The following is an 18,149-nucleotide window of genomic DNA, read 5'->3' as shown; positions in this document are numbered from 1 at the left end:
CGCCGCCGCCCTCCGGCGGATCGCGCGGAGGGCGGCGGCGTTCAGGGCCTCTGGATCAGAGGGACGTGCTCAGGACCTACTAGGGCCTCTCGTTTGGATCATGCCGGGCTCGCGTGCCCGCGGTGACATCAGCCGCTGCCGCGGCGGGCCGCGCCTCGCCGCGTTGTCGTCGGTCACCAGGGCTCCGCCATGGCTCCCTCCTCCGCCTTGCGATCCTCCCCCGTAGCCTGAACGGCACGGGAGGGACCCCCTCCACCAGACCCCGCTCCCTGATCCGGCCTGATCCAAACGAAAGACCCTAGGGGTCACGGCCTACGGAGTCACGCGGCCGGCGGAGCGGTGACCTTCAGCTCGACGGTCAGCGTGGCGCCGCCCTCGGTCTCGATACGGAGCAGGAACGTGCCTGCCGTGTCGTCCGCGTAGATCTTCGGGAGCTGGAGAGCGCCGTCGGCGTCGGTCTTCAGGTCCTTCAGCTCACGGAGCGGATTGCCGTCCGCGTCCTTGAAGTAGGGCCCGTCGGTGCGCGGGGCGGAGCCGTCCGCGGACGTGATCATGGTGGCGGTCGCCGCGACACCCGGCGCCACCGCTCCCTGGTAGGTGGCCTTGACCGACACCTGGTCCGCGAACTCCGTGCCGGGCGCGGCCGTCAGCTCCTTGTCGCCGGTCCTGGTGAGTCCGTCCGCCTGACGGGCCGTGACCGACGCGGTGTACTCGACGCCCGCGACGTTCTTCACGTCCACGCTGGCCCGGATCGTGAACTCGCCGGTCTGCTCGCCCGCCTGGACGGCCGGGGCCGTCGCCGTGCCGTCCTCGCCGGTGGTGCGGGTCAGCTCGGACTTTCCGGAGGTGAAGCGGGCGTCCGTGTCGCCGACGATCTCGAAGCGCACCGTGACGTCCCCGACGGGCTTGCCCGCCGCGTCCACGGCGCGTACCGAAGCCCGCTCCGTGAACTCGCTGCCCGCCATGGCCGTGTGCGTGCCCGTACCCGTCTTCTCGATCCGCTTGACGACGGGCTTCGGGGCGGGAGTGCTGGGGTCGCCCGTGGAGGGAGGGGTCGAGCCTCCGCCGCCCGGCGTGGACGGCTCCCCCGGGCCGCCGGACCCGGGAGCGGACGGCTCGGTGCCGGGGTCGGACGGCTTCGGGGGCTTGGGGCCGGGCTTCGACGACGGGGGCGGGGTCGGAGTCGGGCTCGGTGAGGGGCCCGGGTCGGCGGGGCCGGTGCCGGCGGGCAGCACGCCCGTCCCGTCCGGGACCTCGTGCGTGCCCTTGTTGTAGTACTCGAACCAGGTCAGGACGGTGCCGAGATACTCCTGCGAGTGGTTGTAACTGAGGATCGCCTGACGGAGATCGGCGTCGAGGGACAGATCGCGGTCCGCGTGGCAGAGGTACTCCCCCGCCGCGAGCGCCGCGTCGTAGATGTTGTTCGGGTCCTTGCGGCCGTCGCCGTTGGCGTCCTGGCCCCAGGTCGCCCAGGTGGACGGGATGAACTGCATCGGGCCGACCGCGCGGTCGTGCGTGGAGTCGCCGTCGTACGCGCCGTCGTCGGTGTCGGAGATGTTCGCGAAGCCGATGCCGTTGAGGACCGGGCCGAGGATCGGCGACAGCGTGGTGCCGTCGGCGTCCACCCGGCCGCCGCGCGCCTGACCGGACTCGACCTTCCCGATGGCGGCGAGCAGCTGCCACGGCAGGTTGCAGCCGGGCTTGGTCTCGGCGAGGGCCTGCTCCGCCTGCTTGTACGCGGCCAGCACCGAGGCCGGTATGCCCGCTTCCGCCGGGCCGGTGCCGATGACCGGCAGGTCGACCGTCGTGCCGGGCTTGTCGGGCGTGGTGAGCGGCGGAAGCTCCGTGTAGTACGGGGAGTTACCGGTGGCCGACGATTCGGCGGGCGGGTTCGCGTCGGCGGCCGCCTGGGCGCCGCCCGCGCCGGAGGGGATGGCGCCCGGCGCCTGGGAAGCGGAGAGGGCCGCGATCGCGGCGGCGGCCACCGCGGTGGTGGTCGCTCCTCTGCGCAAGCGCCTGCCGAATAGCGCGGACATATGTCTGGCCCCTCCCGGTGGACGGCTGTTCGCGCTCCCCGCGCGAGGACTCAGGCGACCCTATGTCAACTCCTCGCCCCGGCACACCGGGCAGTGACCGCTTTTCACCAGTTCGCCACCTGTGAGTCGGCCAGTTGTCCGAAGTGCCTCTCCTCAGAGGCACCTCGGACATCTTTACTCCGGGCATCGCGACCCCGGCACTCCCCCTGAGTGCGCCGCTCAGTGCGCCGCCGACTCCCAGTCCCTGCCCACGCCCACCGACACATCCAGCGGCGCGCGCAGTTCGACCGCCGTCGACATCTCGCGGCGCAGCAGTTCCTCCACCCGCTCGCGCTCGCCGGGCGCGATCTCCAGGACGATTTCGTCATGGACCTGGAGCAGCATCCGGGAGGTCAGACCCACCTCTGCCATCGCGCGGTCGACGTTGAGCATGGCGACCTTGACGATGTCCGCCGCGGTGCCCTGGATGGGGGCGTTGAGCGCCATCCGCTCGGCCATCTCCCTGCGCTGCCTGTTGTCGCTGTTGAGGTCCGGGAGGTAGCGGCGGCGGCCGAGCATCGTCTCCGTATAGCCGGTGGCCCTGGCCTCCACGACGGCGCGCTGCAGATAGTCCCGTACGCCCCCGAAGCGCTCGAAGAACGTGTCCATCAGGGCGCGCGCCTCGGCCGCCTCGATGTTCAGCTGCTGCGAGAGCCCGAACGCCGAGAGCCCGTAGGCCAGTCCGTACGACATCGCCTTGATCTTGCGGCGCATCTCGGGATCGACCGCGGACTTCTTCACCCCGAACACCTGGGAGGCGACCGTCGTGTGCAGGTCCTCACCCGAGGTGAACGCCTCGATCAGCCCGGCGTCCTCGGAGAGGTGGGCCATCACGCGCAGCTCGATCTGGCTGTAGTCGGCCGTCATCAGCGACTCGTAGCCCTCGCCGACGACGAAGCCGCGGCGGATCGCCCGGCCCTCGTCGGTGCGGACCGGGATGTTCTGCAGATTGGGGTCGGTGGAGGAGAGCCGGCCGGTCGCCGCCACCGTCTGGTTGAAGGTCGTGTGGATCCGGCCGTCGGCCGCGATCGACTTGATCAGCCCCTCGACCGTGACCCGCAGCTTCGCCTGCTCGCGGTGGCGCAGCATGATGACCGGCAGTTCGTGCTCGGTCTGGGCGGCCAGCCAGGCGAGCGCGTCGGCGTCCGTCGTATAACCGGTCTTGGTCTTCTTCGTCTTGGGCAGACCCAGCTCACCGAAGAGGACTTCCTGGAGCTGCTTGGGCGAGCCGAGGTTGAACTCATGCCCGACGGCGGCGTGCGCCTCCTTCACGGCCTGCTGCACGGCGCCCGCGAACTGCTGCTCCATGGCTTCCAGATGGGCGCGGTCGGCGGCGATGCCGTGCCGCTCCAGCCGGGCGAGCAGCTCGGACGTGGGCAGCTCCACGTCCAGGAGAAGTCCGGTGGCACCGACCTCGCCCAGCCGCTCGGTGAAGGCGTCGCCCAGATCGAGGACGGCGCGGGCCTGGGCCATCAGCGCCTCGGCCTCGGCCTGCTCGTCCGTCCCGAAGGCCAGCTGTCCGTCGGCCGTGGCGGGGGCCAGCTCCCGGCCCAGGTATTCGATGGCGAGGGCGTCCAGCGCGAAGGAGCGGCGGCCGGGCTTGACCAGATAGGCGGCCAGGGCGGTGTCCATCGTGACGCCGCCGACCTGCCAGCCGTGCTCGGGGGCGACGCGCATCGCGCCCTTCGCGTTGTGCATGACCTTGGGCCGGTCCTCGTCGGCGAGCCAGGCCGCGAAGGCCCGCTCGTCCGCTTCGTCCAGCTGCGTCGGGTCGAACCAGGCCGCGGCCCCCTCGGCCGCGGCGAGCGCGACCTCGCTGACGCTGCCCGTGCCCAGCGACCAGGTGTCGGCCGTGGCGACCCCGAGCGGCTGCGCGCCGTGCTCCGCGAGCCAGGGCGCCAGCTCGCCGGAGGCCAGTACCGAGCCGTCCAGCTCCACCCCGGCGGCGGGTGCCGGGGCCTCGTCCTCGACGGCGCCGGGATCCACCGCGAGCAGCCGCTCGCGCAGGCTGGGGTTACGGATCTCCAGAACCTCCAGCACGCCGATCAGGGCCGTACGGTCGTACGGGGCGCGCTCCAGCTCCTGCGGTGTCTTGGGCAGCTCGACGTCGCACGACAGCTCCGTGAGCCTGCGGTTGAGCTTGACCGACTCCAGATGGTCCCGGAAGTTCTGCCCGGCCTTGCCCTTCACCTCGTCGGCGCGCGCGACCAGTTCGCCGAACGAGCCGAACTGGTTGATCCACTTCGCGGCGGTCTTCTCACCGACGCCCGGGATACCGGGGAGGTTGTCGGACGGGTCGCCGCGCAGGGCCGCGAAGTCGGGGTACTGCGACGGCGTCAGTCCGTACTTCTCCTGGACCTTCTCCGGGGTGAAGCGGGTCAGCTCGGAGACGCCCTTGGTGGGGTACAGCACCGTCGTGTGCTCGCTGATCAGCTGGAACGAGTCCCGGTCACCGGTGACGATCAGCACCTCGAAGCCCGCGGCCTCGGCCTGGCGGGCGAGCGTCGCGATGACGTCGTCCGCCTCGAACCCCTCGATCGCGAACCGGTCCGCGTGCATCGCGTCCAGCAGCTCGCCGATCAGCTCGACCTGCCCCTTGAACTCGTCGGGCGTCTTGGAGCGGTTGGCCTTGTACTCCGGGAACTCCTCGGAGCGCCAGGTCTTGCGGGACACGTCGAAAGCGACGGCGAAATGCGTGGGCGACTCATCACGCAGCGTGTTCGCCAGCATCGACGCGAAGCCGTAGATGGCGTTCGTCGGCTGGCCGGTCGCGGTCGTGAAATTCTCCGCGGGCAGCGCGAAGAACGCCCGGTACGCCAGGGAGTGCCCGTCCATGAGGAGCAGGCGTGGACGGTTGTCTGCGGTCTTCTTCGATGCTGTCTCAGCCACGCACCCGATCCTGCCACGTCGCACTGACAATCCCGGCCGCCCGGACGCCCCGCCCCGGCCGGCGCACCCGCCCCGCCCCGGCCGCGCGCCTGTCCCCATCCCGGCCACGTACCAGGCTCGACCCCGCCCGCGCACCCGCCCCGGCCGCATACCCGCCTCGCCCCTTCCCCATCCGTCCTCCACCCGTGACGAGCCCGACATGGGCCGGACGTATCGTGGCCACAGACCCGTGAGAGGATTGTCTACTGTAGACAATCGGATTCAGCCTCACTGAGCTCAAGGAGAGCGTGATGGCCAGCAAGCCGCCGGCAGGTGATCCGGTACAGGATTCGCCGCAGGTCAAGGCCCCCAAGCACGCCGCTGCGGGAATCCCCGCGGTCGCGCATTCCCTGCTCATCTCGCACCAGCAGATGGGCACACGCCGGACCGCGCGGACGCTGCTGAAGGTCAACCAGAAGAACGGTTTCGACTGTCCCGGCTGCGCCTGGCCCGAGGGCGACCACCGGCACACCGCGGAGTTCTGCGAGAACGGCGCCAAGGCCGTCGCGGAAGAGGCGACCGTACGCAGGGTCACGCCGGAGTTCTTCGCCGAGCACCCGGTCTCCGACCTCTTCGAGCGAAGCGGCTACTGGCTCGGCCAGCAGGGCCGGATCACCCACCCGATGTATCTGCCCGAGGGCGCCGACCAGTACGAACCCATCAGCTGGGAGCGCGCCTTCGCGATCATCGCGGAGGAGCTCAACGCCCTCGGATCACCCGACGAGGCCTGCTTCTACACCTCGGGGCGCACCAGCAACGAGGCCGCGTTCCTCCTCCAGCTCTTCGCGCGCGAGTTCGGCACGAACAACCTGCCGGACTGCTCGAACATGTGCCACGAGTCCTCCGGCTCCGCCCTCGTCGAGACCATCGGCATCGGCAAGGGCAGCGTCTCTCTTGAGGACATGCACAAGGCCGACCTGATCATCGTGGCGGGCCAGAACCCGGGGACGAACCACCCCCGCATGCTCTCCGCGCTGGAGAAGGCCAAGGCCGCGGGCGCGAAGATCATCTCGGTGAACCCGCTGCCCGAGGCCGGTCTTGAGCGGTTCAAGAACCCGCAGACCCCGCTCGGCATGGTCAGGGGCGCCGCCCTCACCGATCTCTTCCTCCAGATCCGCATCGGCGGCGACCAGGCGCTGTTCCGGCTGCTCAACAGACTCGTCCTGGAGACCCCGGGCGCCGTCGACGACGCGTTCATCGAGGAACACACCCACGGGTACGAGGAGTTCAGGGCCGCCGCGCTCGCCGCCGACTGGGACGAGACCCTCGTCGCCACCGGCCTCCAGCGTGCCGAGATAGAAAAAGCCGCCGAGATGGCCCTCGCCTCGAAGCGCACCATCGTCTGCTGGGCGATGGGTCTGACCCAGCACAAGCACTCCGTGCCGACCATCCGCGAAGTCGTCAACTTCCTGCTGCTGCGCGGCAACATCGGCCGCCCCGGTGCCGGCGTCTGCCCGGTGCGCGGACACTCCAACGTGCAGGGCGACCGCACGATGGGCATCTTCGAGCGGCCGAGCCCGGCCTTCCTCGACGCCCTGGACCGGGAGTTCTCCATCACCTCGCCCCGCCACCACGGCTACGACGTGGTGCGCTCGATCGAGGCGATGCGCGGCGGGGACGCCAAGGTGTTCTTCGCCATGGGCGGCAACTTCGTCGGAGCGACGCCCGACACCGAGGTCACCGAGGCCGCGATGCGCAACACCCGGCTGACGGTGCACGTGTCCACCAAGCTCAACCGCTCGCACGTGGTGACCGGTGTACGCGCGCTGATCCTGCCCACCCTCGGCCGCACCGACAAGGACATCCAGGCCGGCGTCAAGCAGATCGTCACCGTCGAGGACTCCATGGGCATGGTGCACGCCTCGCGTGGCAATCTGCCGCCCGCCAGCCCCCATCTGCTCTCCGAGCCCGCCATCATCACCAACATGGCGCGCGCCGTCCTCGGCCCGTCCTCGATCACGCCCTGGGAGGACTTCGAGAAGGACTACGCGAACATCCGCGACCGGATCGCGCGCGTCATCCCCGGCTTCGAGGACTTCAACGCGCGGGTCGCCCGTCCCGGCGGCTTCGAACTGCCGCACGCGCCGCGCGACGAGCGCCGCTTCCCCACCGCCACCGGCAAGGCCAACTTCACCGCCGCGCCCGTGGAGTACCCGAGGCTGCCCGAGGGCCGGCTGCTGTTGCAGACGATGCGCTCGCACGACCAGTACAACACCACCATCTACGGTCTTGACGACCGCTACCGCGGCATCAAGGGCGGCCGCCGCATCGTCCTGGTCAACCCCGACGACGCACGCGAACTCGGCCTCGTCGACGGCGCGTTCACCGACATCGTCAGTGAGTGGAAGGACGGTGTGGAGCGCCGGGCCCCGGGCTTCCGGGTGGTGCACTACCCGACCGCCCGGGGCTGCGCGGCCGCCTACTACCCGGAGACCAATGTGCTGGTGCCGCTCGACGCCACGGCCGACACGAGCAACACCCCGACGAGCAAGTCCGTCGTCGTGCGCTTCGAGTAGGTCGTGCGCTCCGGGCGGCCGTGCGCTCCGGGTGGTCCCGCGCTTCGGGCAGCGGAATGAACGGGCGGGGCTAAGCGTTTGCTCAGCCGTCTGATATGCAAGACGGTGCACAGAGCACGTACCTGCGTACGTCACGCACGTACACACGCCACGTCCCCCCGTACGCCACCACCGCAGCCGATCGGAGCCGGGCCCATGGGTGAGCAGCCCTCCACGAAGTTCCCGCAGGAGATCATCGACGAATACGCCGTGCTCGGCGTCGACCTGCCCGCGCTCTTCTCCGCGGGCCATCTCGGCACGCGCATGGAGGTGCGGATCGTCGAGGCCTCCGCGGAACGCGTCGTCGGCACCATGCCGGTTGAGGGCAACACCCAGCCGTACGGGCTGCTGCACGGCGGCGCCTCCGCCGTGCTCGCCGAGACCCTCGGCTCCGTCGGCGCCATGCTGCACGGCGGCGCGGGCAAGGTCGCCGTGGGCGTGGACCTCAACTGCACCCACCACCGGGGGGTACGGAGCGGACTGGTCACGGGCGTCGCCACCCCCGTCCACCGCGGCCGCTCCACCGCGACCTACGAGATCGCCATCACCGACGAGTCGGACAAGCGGGTCTGCAGCGCCCGGCTGACCTGCCTGCTGCGCGACGCCGACATCAGCACCGGCACCGACGCCGGCACGGACACCGCGCCCGAGTAGTCGCCGCGCCGGACCAACGGCCGCGGCACACGGCCCACCCGCCTCTCCCGGAGGGCCATAAACACATACAAGGGCGCGTACGGGATGTCCGTACGCGCCCTTGTGGGTGCCCGGAACACCGCCTACCCTTCGCCCATGACGACGGCCGGACAGCGCGGGTTCCGCCCGGCCGCCCGATGCGCACTCGCGCTCTGCACCGCCCTGCTCGGCGGCGCGCTGACCGGTTGCGGTGGTGGCGGATCCGCCGCGCCCGATCCGGACGCCACCCCCGCGGCACACCGCACCACCCCCGCCGAGCTCTGCGCCGCGCTCGTCTCGTACTGGGCGAAGGAAGCCCTCAAGGGCTCCGAGTGGGCAGGGCTCGACTGGGAACAGAAAGGGCTGTCCAACGAGCAGTACGCCATCCACGAAGAGGTCGTGGCGGCGGCGCGCGCCGAGCGGACGAAGTACGGCGGCGCGGCGGCGGAGGCCCTGATCGACCGCAGGACCGCGGAACGGTGCGCCGCCGCGAACGGCGCCACCGGCAGCTCGGAAAACTGGCGCGAACCGGACTGGACAACGGCGAGGCAGCTACGGGAAACCGCCCCCGGAACCCCCGTCCGACATCACGCTGTGTAACAACGAGGTGAACGAGGGCCCTTCCGCTGCCCGCACGCGCACCCCCGCTGCCCGCTTTCCCGTCCACCCGTGCCCGATTGGGAAGTCAGCACCAAAATGGGCCCAAGTACCTTAGCGGAACTGCACGTTCTCACCATGTGGTCGTTTTGAGAAAGCCGGGAAACGCCCTATTCGCCCGGACTGAGGCCGCCAAGCGTTGGCCCCGGCATAACAAGACAGTCACATCCTTCGCGCACCACTCCACGACCCCCTCACCTGCGCTTAGAGTCACGGCCAGTCACCGCGCCGCCGGACATGCACCCGGCTCGCTCCACCTACCCGCCGGAGCGGCCCGGCGAACGCGAACGGCACCTCAGCAGAGGAGGCCGCGCCAGGGAAAGGATTCATCGTGCGACACCGTTCCTTGCTCATCCTCACCACCGTGATCACCACGGGAGCACTGACACTCACCGCTTGTGGATCTCGCGACGAAGGCAAGAGCACCGGGGATAGCGACAAGATAACCGTCGTCATCGGTGTCGACGCGCCGCTCACCGGATCGCTCTCCGCGCTCGGCCAGGGCATCAAGAACTCCGTCGACCTCGCCGCCAAGACCGCGAACAAGACCAACGAGGTCCCGGGCGTCGAGTTCAAGATCGAGGCCCTCGACGACCAGGCCGTCCCGGCCTCCGGCCAGGCGAACGCCACCAAGCTCGTCGGCAACAAGGACGTCCTCGGCGTCGTCGGCCCGCTGAACTCCGGCGTCGCGCAGTCGATGCAGGGCGTGTTCAACACCGCCAAGCTCGTCCAGGTCTCCCCCGCCAACACCAACCCGGCGCTGAGCCAGGGCGACAACTGGGCCAAGGGCGACCTCAAGCGTCCCTTCGCGTCGTACTTCCGCACGGCCGCCACGGACGTCGTCCAGGGCAAGTTCGCCGCGCAGTACTACTACAACGACGCCAAGAAGCGGAAGGTCTTCGTCGTCGACGACAAGCAGACCTACGGCGCCGGCCTCGCCGCGATCTTCTCCGCGGAGTTCGAGCGCCTCGGCGGCAAGGTCGTCGGCACCGACCACGTCACGGTCAAGGAGACCGACTTCTCCTCCACCGCCGACAAGGTCAAGGCCTCGGGCGCCGACTCCGTCTACTTCGGCGGCCAGTACCCCGAGGGCGGACTGCTCTCCGACCAGATCAAGAAGACGGGCGCCAAGGTCCCCACCATGGGTGGCGACGGCATCTACGACCCGAACTTCATCTCGGCCTCCGGTGAGTCCAACGACGGTGACTTCGCCACCTCCATCGGCTACCCCGTGGAGAAGCTCGACACCGCCAAGAAGTTCATCGCCGACTACGCGGCCGAGAACTACAAGGACCCGTACGCGGCCTACGGCGGCTACTCGTACGACGCCGGCTGGACGATCATCCAGGCCGTCAAGGCCGTCGTCGCCGCCAACGACGGCAAGCTCCCCGACGACGCCCGCGAGAAGGTCGTCGAGGCCACCAGCAAGGTCACCTTCGACGGAGTGACCGGCAAGGTCTCCTTCGACGAGTACGGCGACACGACCAACAAGCAGCTCACCGTGTACAAGGTCGAAGGCGGCACCTGGAAGGACGTCAAGAGCGCCACGTTCGAGGACTGACCTCCCGGACACAGCCCCCACACCACGACCGGACCGCGCGAGGGCGCAACAGCGCCCTCGCGCGGTGTCATATCCGACACGCTCATCGGAGGCCCTGCGGTGAACGAACTGCCGCAACAGCTGGCCAACGGCCTTGCCCTCGGTGCCCTTTACGGCTTGATCGCCATCGGGTACACCATGGTCTACGGCATCGTCCAGCTCATCAACTTCGCCCATGGCGAGATCTTCATGATCGGGGGCTTCGGTGCCCTCACCACCTACACCTTGCTCCCCGGTGGAACCTCCCTGCTGGTGGCGATCCCGCTCATGATCGTAGGCGGCGCCATAGCCGCGGTGGCCGTGGCCACCGCCGCAGAACGCTTCGCCTACCGCCCTCTGCGCGGAGCGCCCAGGCTCGCGCCGCTGATCACCGCGATCGGCCTGTCCATCACACTGCAGCAGCTCATCTGGGCCTTCTACCCGGACGCCAAGAAGGCCGTCAGCTTCCCCGAGTTCAAGGGTGAGTCCTTCCAGCTGACAGACAACCTCTACATCCAGCGGGCCGACGCGTTCATCTTCGTCCTCGCCCCCCTGTGCATGCTCGCCCTCGGCCTCTTCGTCTCCAAGAGCCGCAGCGGACGCGCCATGCAGGCCACGTCCCAGGACCGGGACACCGCCAAGCTCATGGGCATCAACACCGACCGCATCATCGTGATGGCCTTCGCCATCGGCGCCGCCTTCGCCGCGGTCGCCGCGGTCGCCTACGGTCTCGACAAGGGCCAGATCAACTTCGAAATGGGCTTCCTCCTCGGACTCAAGGCGTTCACCGCCGCCGTCCTCGGAGGCATCGGCAACATCTACGGAGCCATGGTCGGCGGCATCGTCCTCGGCCTCGCCGAAGCCATGTCGATCGCCTACATCGAGGAAATCCCCGGCATGCAGCAGCTCGGCGGCGGCGCCTGGGCCAACGTCTGGGCGTTCGTACTTCTCATCGTCGTGCTCCTCGTCAGGCCACAGGGCCTGCTCGGTGAGCGCGTCGCGGATCGGGCGTGAGAACTATGACCGACACAGCCTCCTCCCGCACCACGCAGCTGCGCGCGCTCGCCCTCGCCGGCGGCATCGCCACCGTGGCCAGCACCTTCCTCTCCTGGACCTACACCACCGAGTTCCCCGGCGACCTCACCGTCTACGGCTACCCGGGCGGCCTCCAGGTCCTCACCCTCACCGCCGGACTGCTCACCGCGCTCTTCGCGCTCTCCGCACTCGGCATCAAGGGCCTGCGCTGGCTCACCCCCACCGGCTCCACCAAGGCACTCCAACTGCTCGCCCTCGGCGGCCTGGCCACCACCTGGTTCACCGTCATCGCCATCGCGGTCGAACTCGGCGGAGTCGTCAACCTCGAACCCGGCGGGTTCGTCGCGGCGGTCGTCACCGTCATCCCCGTCGTCGCGGCCTTCCTGCTGCCCGACGACACCCGCAAAGCCACGCGGCCCAAGGAACTCCCCTCCTGGGCAGAGATCCTGATCATCGTCGCCGCGTTCGCCATCGGGCTCTTCGTCTTCACCTACGGCATCGACACCGAGTACGCCGAACTCTTCACCGGCTACCTCCTCACCGTCGGATTCGCCGCCACCGCGCTCTTCAAGGCCGGCCTCATCGCCCGCCTCAACGGGCTCACCACCAAGTACCGGCTGATCGCCGTCTCGGCCGCGTTCGTCGCCGCCGCGGCCTTCCCCTTCACCCAGAACACCGACCAGTTCACCCTGATCGCGGTCAACATCCTCATCTTCGCGACCGTCGCCCTCGGACTGAACATCGTCGTCGGCCTCGCCGGCCTGCTCGACCTCGGATACGTCGCGTTCCTCGGCGTCGGCGCCTACACCGCCGCCCTCGTCTCCGGAACCACCGCGTCCGTCTTCGACGTGCACTTCCCCTTCTGGGCCGCCGTCCTCACCGGCGCCGTCGTCTCGCTGATCTTCGGCGTCGTCATCGGCGCGCCCACCCTGCGACTGCGCGGCGACTACCTCGCCATCGTCACCCTCGGCTTCGGAGAGATCTTCCGCATCGCCGTCGGCAACCTCGACGGAGTCTCCGGCCCGCGCATCACCAACGGCCCCAACGGTGTCCCGAACATCCCCGACCTCAACTTCTTCGGGTACAACTTCGGCGAATCCCACACCGTTCTCGGCTTCGAACTCGGCTCCTACGCCAACTACTACCTGCTGATGCTGCTCGCCATGATCCTCGTGGTGATCGTCTTCAGCCGGGCGGGCAACTCCCGCATCGGCCGCGCCTGGGTCGCCATCCGCGAGGACGAGACCGCCGCCACCGCCATGGGCATCAACGGCTTCCGCGTCAAACTCATCGCCTTCGCCCTCGGCGCCACCCTCGCCGGCCTCGCCGGCACCGTACAGGCGCACGTCCAGCACACCGTGGTCCCCGAGATGTACGTCTTCGCCGGACCCGTACCGCCCAACTCCGCCTTCCTGCTCGCCGCCGTCATCCTCGGCGGCATGGGCACCATCAGCGGCCCCCTCATCGGCGCCTCGCTGCTCTACCTCATCCCGGCGAAGCTCCAGTTCCTCCAGGACTACCAGCTCCTCGGCTTCGGAATCGCGCTCATCCTCCTCATGCGCTTCCGCCCCGAAGGGCTCATCGCCAACCGGCGCGCACAGCTCGAATTCCACGAGACCGACCAGCTCGACGTACCCGACGACAAACCCGGCGCGGGCGTCAGCACCGCCAAGGCGGGGGCGTGAACGACATGACCACCACGACCACGAGCACCCAGACCACCGTGCTCGACGCCAGCGGCGTCACCATGCGCTTCGGCGGACTCACCGCCGTACGCTCCGTCGACCTCCAGGTCAGCAGCGGCGAGATCGTCGGTCTCATCGGCCCCAACGGCGCCGGCAAGACCACCTTCTTCAACTGCCTCACCGGGCTCTACGTACCCACCGAGGGCAAGGTCAGCTACAAGGGCACCGTCCTGCCGCCCAAACCCCACCTGGTCACCCAGGCGGGCATCGCGCGCACCTTCCAGAACATCAGGCTCTTCTCCAACATGACCGTCCTGGAAAACGTCCTCGTCGGACGCCACACCAGGACCAAAGAAGGCCTCTGGTCCGCACTCCTGCGCGGCCCCGGCTTCAAGAAAGCCGAAGCCGCCTCCCACGAGCGCGCCATGGAGCTCCTCGAATTCATCGGCCTCCAGCACAAGGCCGACCACCTCGCCCGCAACCTCCCCTACGGCGAACAGCGCAAGCTCGAAATCGCGCGCGCCCTCGCCAGCGACCCCGGCCTGCTGCTCCTCGACGAGCCCACCGCCGGAATGAACCCGCAGGAAACCCGCGTCACCGAAGAACTCGTCTTCGCCATCCGCGACCAGGGCATCGCCGTACTCGTCATCGAGCACGACATGCGCTTCATCTTCAACCTCTGCGACCGCGTCGCCTGCCTCGTCCAGGGCGAGAAACTCGTCGAAGGCACCGCGGAAGTCGTCCAGGGCGACGAACGCGTCATCGCCGCCTACCTCGGCACCCCCTTCGAAGGCGCCCCCGGCGCCGAGGAAGTCGCCGCGGTCGAGGCGGCCGAAGCGGACGCACACCGCGACACCAGCACCACCGGTTCGGAAGGGGACGCGAAGTGACCGCACTCCTGGAGGTCGAGGACCTCAAAGTCGCCTACGGCAAGATCGAGGCGGTCAAGGGCATCTCCTTCAGCGTCGAAGCCGGCCAGGTCGTCACCCTCATCGGCACCAACGGTGCGGGCAAGACCACCACCCTGCGCACCCTCTCCGGGCTCCTCAAGCCCTCCGGCGGGCGCATCACCTTCGACGGGAAGCCCCTCTCGGGAATCCCCGCGCACAAGATCGTCGCGCTGGGCCTCGCCCACTCCCCCGAAGGCCGGCACATCTTCCCCCGGCTCACCATCACGGAGAACCTCCAGCTCGGAGCGTTCCTCAGGACCGACAAAGCCGGCATCGAAAAAGACATCCAGCGCGCCTACGACCTCTTCCCCATCCTGGGCGAACGACGGAAGCAGGCCGCGGGCACCCTCTCCGGCGGCGAACAGCAAATGCTCGCCATGGGACGCGCCCTGATGTCCCAGCCCAAGCTGCTCATGCTCGACGAGCCCTCCATGGGACTCTCCCCGATCATGATGCAGAAGATCATGGAGACCATCGTCGAGCTGCGCCAGCAGGGCACGACGATCCTGCTCGTCGAACAGAACGCCCAGGCGGCGCTCTCACTCGCCGACCAGGGCCATGTCATGGAGATCGGCAAGATCGTCCTCTCCGGCACCGGACAGGACCTGCTGCACGACGAGTCCGTACGCAAGGCATACCTGGGCGAGGACTGACCGCCGGGCACCGGACGTACACGAGCGGGAAGCCCGCCCCGAGCGAATCGGGGCGGGCTTCCTGGCGTACTGATGTACGTACCGTACGAGCCGCAGGGGCCCGGCTACGCGGCCTACTGGCCGCCCTTCGCCGCCTTCTTCTCCGCCGCGTCCTCGATGACCGCCTCCGCCACCTGCTGCATCGACATCCGACGGTCCATCGACGTCTTCTGAATCCACCGGAACGCCGCCGGTTCCGTCAGCCCGTACTGCGTCTGCAGCACCGACTTCGCCCGGTCCACCAGCTTCCGCGTCTCCAGCCGCAGCGTAAGGTCCGCGACCTCCTGCTCCAGCGTCCTCAGCTCCGTGAACCGCGACACCGCCATCTCGATGGCCGGCACCACATCACTCTTGCTGAACGGCTTCACGAGATACGCCATCGCCCCCGCGTCCCGCGCCCGCTCCACCAGATCACGCTGCGAGAACGCGGTCAGCATCAGCACCGGCGCGATGGACTCCTCCGCGATCTTCTCGGCCGCGGAGATCCCGTCCAGGACGGGCATCTTCACATCCAGGATCACCAGATCCGGCCGATGCTCCCGCGCGAGCTCCACGGCCCGCTCACCGTCACCGGCCTCGCCGACGACCGAATACCCCTCTTCCTCAAGCATCTCCTTGAGATCAAGACGGATCAGGGCCTCGTCCTCGGCGATGACGACACGTGTCGTCAGCGGCGGAACGTGCGACTTGTCGTCATCGTCGACGGGCTGGGGCGACTCGGGGGCGGTCACGGGGGCTCCTCGTTCCAGACAGGGTGCTGCTACCCGAGACTACAGAGCTCCTGTATGTTTGAGGCACAGCGGGTCTCCGCTAACCTTTGAAGTCAAGGTCTGCCCTGGTAGTCCAGCGGAAGAGACACGGTGCTCAAACCACCGACAGCGTGGGTTCGAATCCCACCCAGGGCACTTTCCCTTTGTTTCCAAGACCACCAATCGATTGGTGGTCTTCACTCGGCCCGGTGAATCAGGGTTGTTCCGGCACCCGGCCACGAATCTCGCGGCCAGGCTCGCGCTCATGTACGACCTTGACACCCGCAAGCACGCGATTGCTCTCGTCTCGCAGGGGCGCAGCCTCAACTCCGTGAGCAAGCAGACCGGGATATCGCGGGCAGCGATCCGCTCATGGCAGATCCGCATCGAGCCCCTGCCACGCATGCTCGGGGAGGCTCACCCCTGCCCGAGGTGCTTGCCCGTGCGGACCACGCCGGCAGACTCCGCTTCGTACGCCTACCTGCTAGGCCTCTCTCTCGGTGACGGCTGCATCAGCCCGCATCCTCGTAGCGGCCACTACTTACGCATCGCGTGTGCTGATGCGTGGCCCGGGCTCATCACGGCGTGCCAAGCCGCTATCGCCGCCGTCCGCCCCAAGGCCGGCGTGTACCTCCTGCGGAAGCAAGGATGTGTCGCGGTCACCAGCTACGACCGGCACTGGCCATGTCTCTTCCCTCAGCACGCGCCGGGCAAGAAGCACGATCGCCCCATCGTCCTCGAACCCTGGCAGCAGCAGGTCGTGGACGATCACCCCTGGGAACTGCTCCGCGGCCTCATCCACTCCGACGGGTGCCGCATCACCAACTGGACCATTCGCCTGGTCGGCGGCAAGAAGAAGCGCTACGAGTACGCCCGTTACTTCTTCACCAACAGATCCGCCGACATCCTGCGGCTCTTCACCGACGCCCTCGACGCGGTCGGCGTCGAATGGAAGCCGGCCAACCAGCACCGTAGCGTCCAGAACATCTCCATCGCCAAGCGCGCGTCCGTCGCCCTCATGGACGCGCGCGTCGGACCCAAGTACTGAGCCCCGAGCTCCGACTACTTCGGACTGTCGTCCTCGCCGATGTGGTGGACGCGGACCAGGTTCGTGGAGCCCGCGACCCCCGGCGGGGAGCCCGCCGTGATGACGACGATGTCGCCCTTGTCGCAGCGGCCGATCTTCAGGAGATGGTCGTCCACCTGGGCGACCATCGCGTCCGTCGAGTCGACGTGCGGGCCGAGGAAGGCTTCCACGCCCCAGGTGAGGTTCAGCTGGGCGCGGGTGGCCGGGTCCGGGGTGAAGGCGAGCAGGGGGATCGGGGAGCGGTAGCGGGAGAGGCGCTTGACCGTGTCGCCGGACTGGGTGAAGGCGACCAGGAACTTCGCGCCCAGGAAGTCGCCCATCTCGGCCGCCGCGCGGGCCACCGCGCCGCCCTGGGTGCGGGGCTTGCTGCTCTCCGTGATCGGGGGGAGGCCCTTGGCGAGGAGGTCTTCCTCGGCGGCCTCGACGATGCGGCCCATGGTCTTGACCGTCTCGATGGGGTACTTGCCGACGCTGGTCTCGCCCGAGAGCATCACCGCGTCCGTGCCGTCGATCACCGCGTTGGCGACGTCGGAGGCCTCGGCGCGGGTGGGGCGGGAGTTGTCGATCATCGAGTCGAGCATCTGGGTGGCGACGATGACGGGCTTGGCGTTGCGCCTGGCCAGTTTGATGGCGCGCTTCTGGACGATCGGCACCTGTTCCAGGGGCATTTCGACGCCGAGGTCGCCGCGGGCGACCATGATGCCGTCGAAGGCGGCGACGATGCTGTCGATGTTCTCGACGGCCTGCGGCTTCTCGACCTTGGCGATGACGGGGACCCTGCGGCGCTCTTCGTCCATGATCCGGTGGACGTCGTTGATGTCGTCCCCGCTCCGTACGAAGGAGAGCGCGATGACGTCGGCGCCGACGCGCAGCGCCCAGCGCAGGTCCTCGACGTCCTTGTCCGAGAGCGCGGGGACGGAGACTGCCACGCCGGGGAGGTTGAGGCCCTTGTGGTCGGAGACCATGCCGCCCTCGATGACGAGGGTGTGGACGCGGGGCCCTTCGACGGAGGTGACTTCGAGGGTCACTTTGCCGTCGTCCACGAGGATGCGCTCCCCGGTGGTGACGTCGGCGGCGAGTCCTTCGTAGGTGGTGCCGCAGGTGTGGCGGTCGCCTTCGAGGGGTTCGACGGTGATGGTGAATTCGTCGCCGCGTTCAAGGAGTACCGGTCCTTCACGGAACCGGCCGAGGCGAATCTTCGGGCCTTGAAGGTCGGCGAGGATTCCGACGCTGCGGCCGACTTCTTCCGCGGCTTCCCGTACGCGCTGGTAGCGCTCCTCGTGCTCGGCGTAGGTGCCGTGGCTGAGGTTGAGGCGGGCAACGTCCATTCCGGCTTCGACCAGTGCCTTGATCTGGTCGTACGAGTCGGTGGCGGGCCCCAGGGTACAGACGATCTTTGCTCTGCGCATATATCGAGCCTAGAGCTTACCGACCGGTAGGGAATTGGTGCTGCATGACTACTCAACAACCGTTGCGTGAAAGGTT

The 18,149-nt window shown here is 68.7% G+C and carries 13 protein-coding genes and 1 tRNA gene; 10 read left to right on the top strand and 4 right to left on the bottom strand.

Annotated features, from left to right (window positions below; genetic code table 11):
- Positions 1 to 320 precede the first annotated feature (320 nt).
- Together CU044_RS17150 and polA are read right to left on the bottom strand one after the other, a co-directional pair.
- A complete protein-coding gene (locus CU044_RS17150) occupies positions 321 to 2,036 on the bottom strand; it encodes a lytic transglycosylase domain-containing protein (RefSeq protein ID WP_129769521.1) in 1,716 nt (571 codons plus the stop codon).
- 219 nt (positions 2,037 to 2,255) lie between these two features.
- Positions 2,256 to 4,964, bottom strand: coding sequence for a DNA polymerase I (polA, locus tag CU044_RS17145; RefSeq protein WP_129769519.1), 2,709 nt, complete (start codon positions 4,962 to 4,964; stop codon positions 2,256 to 2,258).
- Positions 4,965 to 5,254: 290 nt separating this feature from the next.
- Between polA and CU044_RS17140 the strand changes: the two genes are divergently transcribed.
- The 8 genes from CU044_RS17140 to CU044_RS17105 all read left to right on the top strand — a co-directional run bounded on the left by CU044_RS17140 (position 5,255) and on the right by CU044_RS17105 (position 14,789).
- Positions 5,255 to 7,519: an FdhF/YdeP family oxidoreductase gene (locus CU044_RS17140; protein ID WP_129769517.1), complete on the top strand. Its 2,265-nt coding sequence runs from the start codon at positions 5,255 to 5,257 to the stop codon at positions 7,517 to 7,519.
- Positions 7,520 to 7,714: 195 nt separating this feature from the next.
- Positions 7,715 to 8,212 carry a hotdog fold thioesterase gene (locus CU044_RS17135; RefSeq protein ID WP_129769515.1) on the top strand — a complete coding sequence of 166 codons (498 nt, stop codon included), beginning with the start codon at positions 7,715 to 7,717 and terminating at the stop codon, positions 8,210 to 8,212.
- Between the two features lie 135 nt (positions 8,213 to 8,347).
- Positions 8,348 to 8,830: a hypothetical protein gene (locus CU044_RS17130; protein WP_193563990.1), complete on the top strand. Its 483-nt coding sequence runs from the start codon at positions 8,348 to 8,350 to the stop codon at positions 8,828 to 8,830.
- 388 nt (positions 8,831 to 9,218) lie between these two features.
- Complete coding sequence (locus CU044_RS17125) at positions 9,219 to 10,448, top strand: branched-chain amino acid ABC transporter substrate-binding protein (protein ID WP_129769513.1); 1,230 nt, start codon at positions 9,219 to 9,221, stop codon at positions 10,446 to 10,448.
- A gap of 99 nt (positions 10,449 to 10,547) precedes the next feature.
- Positions 10,548 to 11,480 (top strand): branched-chain amino acid ABC transporter permease, encoded by a 933-nt coding sequence (locus CU044_RS17120; RefSeq protein ID WP_129769511.1) that lies wholly within the window; start codon positions 10,548 to 10,550, stop codon positions 11,478 to 11,480.
- Positions 11,481 to 11,485: 5 nt separating this feature from the next.
- On the top strand, positions 11,486 to 13,186 hold the full coding sequence (locus tag CU044_RS17115) for a branched-chain amino acid ABC transporter permease (protein WP_129769509.1): 1,701 nt from the start codon (positions 11,486 to 11,488) through the stop codon (positions 13,184 to 13,186).
- 5 nt (positions 13,187 to 13,191) lie between these two features.
- A complete protein-coding gene (locus CU044_RS17110; protein WP_129769734.1) occupies positions 13,192 to 14,076 on the top strand; it encodes an ABC transporter ATP-binding protein in 885 nt (294 codons plus the stop codon).
- Positions 14,073 to 14,789: an ABC transporter ATP-binding protein gene (locus CU044_RS17105; protein ID WP_129769507.1), complete on the top strand. Its 717-nt coding sequence runs from the start codon at positions 14,073 to 14,075 to the stop codon at positions 14,787 to 14,789. Before CU044_RS17110 ends, CU044_RS17105 begins: the two co-directional genes overlap by 4 nt.
- 113 nt (positions 14,790 to 14,902) lie before the next feature.
- Here the strand turns inward: CU044_RS17105 and CU044_RS17100 are convergent, their stop codons facing one another.
- Positions 14,903 to 15,559 (bottom strand): response regulator, encoded by a 657-nt coding sequence (locus CU044_RS17100; protein ID WP_129769505.1) that lies wholly within the window; start codon positions 15,557 to 15,559, stop codon positions 14,903 to 14,905.
- A 101-nt stretch (positions 15,560 to 15,660) separates the two neighbouring features.
- On the opposite strand from CU044_RS17100, the gene CU044_RS17095 reads away from it, so the two are divergent.
- Positions 15,661 to 15,733: transfer RNA gene (locus CU044_RS17095), tRNA-Leu, on the top strand.
- A gap of 109 nt (positions 15,734 to 15,842) precedes the next feature.
- Positions 15,843 to 16,625 (top strand): helix-turn-helix domain-containing protein, encoded by a 783-nt coding sequence (locus CU044_RS17090; RefSeq protein WP_129769504.1) that lies wholly within the window; start codon positions 15,843 to 15,845, stop codon positions 16,623 to 16,625.
- A 14-nt stretch (positions 16,626 to 16,639) separates the two neighbouring features.
- Here the strand turns inward: CU044_RS17090 and pyk are convergent, their stop codons facing one another.
- Complete coding sequence (gene pyk / locus CU044_RS17085) at positions 16,640 to 18,073, bottom strand: pyruvate kinase (protein ID WP_129769502.1); 1,434 nt, start codon at positions 18,071 to 18,073, stop codon at positions 16,640 to 16,642.
- Positions 18,074 to 18,149: the final 76 nt, after the last annotated feature.

The sequence above is a fragment of the Streptomyces sp. L-9-10 genome, from assembly GCF_004151105.1.
In the GTDB taxonomy this organism is placed as follows: Bacteria; Actinomycetota; Actinomycetes; order Streptomycetales; family Streptomycetaceae; genus Streptomyces.
Note: the sequence above shows the minus strand (reverse complement) of the source record. Positions and strands in the feature narration are given on the sequence as shown.

Bases quoted from the DNA above. Each gene is read 5' to 3' on its own strand.
- CU044_RS17135 (WP_129769515.1), top strand. From the start codon at position 7,715: ATGGGTGAGCAGCCCTCCACGAAGTTCCCGCAGGAGATCATCGACGAA.
- CU044_RS17115 (WP_129769509.1), top strand. From the start codon at position 11,486: ATGACCGACACAGCCTCCTCCCGCACCACGCAGCTGCGCGCGCTCGCC.
- CU044_RS17130 (WP_193563990.1), top strand. From the start codon at position 8,348: ATGACGACGGCCGGACAGCGCGGGTTCCGCCCGGCCGCCCGATGCGCA.
- CU044_RS17140 (WP_129769517.1), top strand. From the start codon at position 5,255: ATGGCCAGCAAGCCGCCGGCAGGTGATCCGGTACAGGATTCGCCGCAG.
- pyk (WP_129769502.1), bottom strand. From the start codon at position 18,073: ATGCGCAGAGCAAAGATCGTCTGTACCCTGGGGCCCGCCACCGACTCG.
- CU044_RS17090 (WP_129769504.1), top strand. From the start codon at position 15,843: ATGTACGACCTTGACACCCGCAAGCACGCGATTGCTCTCGTCTCGCAG.
- CU044_RS17150 (WP_129769521.1), bottom strand. From the start codon at position 2,036: ATGTCCGCGCTATTCGGCAGGCGCTTGCGCAGAGGAGCGACCACCACC.
- CU044_RS17110 (WP_129769734.1), top strand. From the start codon at position 13,192: ATGACCACCACGACCACGAGCACCCAGACCACCGTGCTCGACGCCAGC.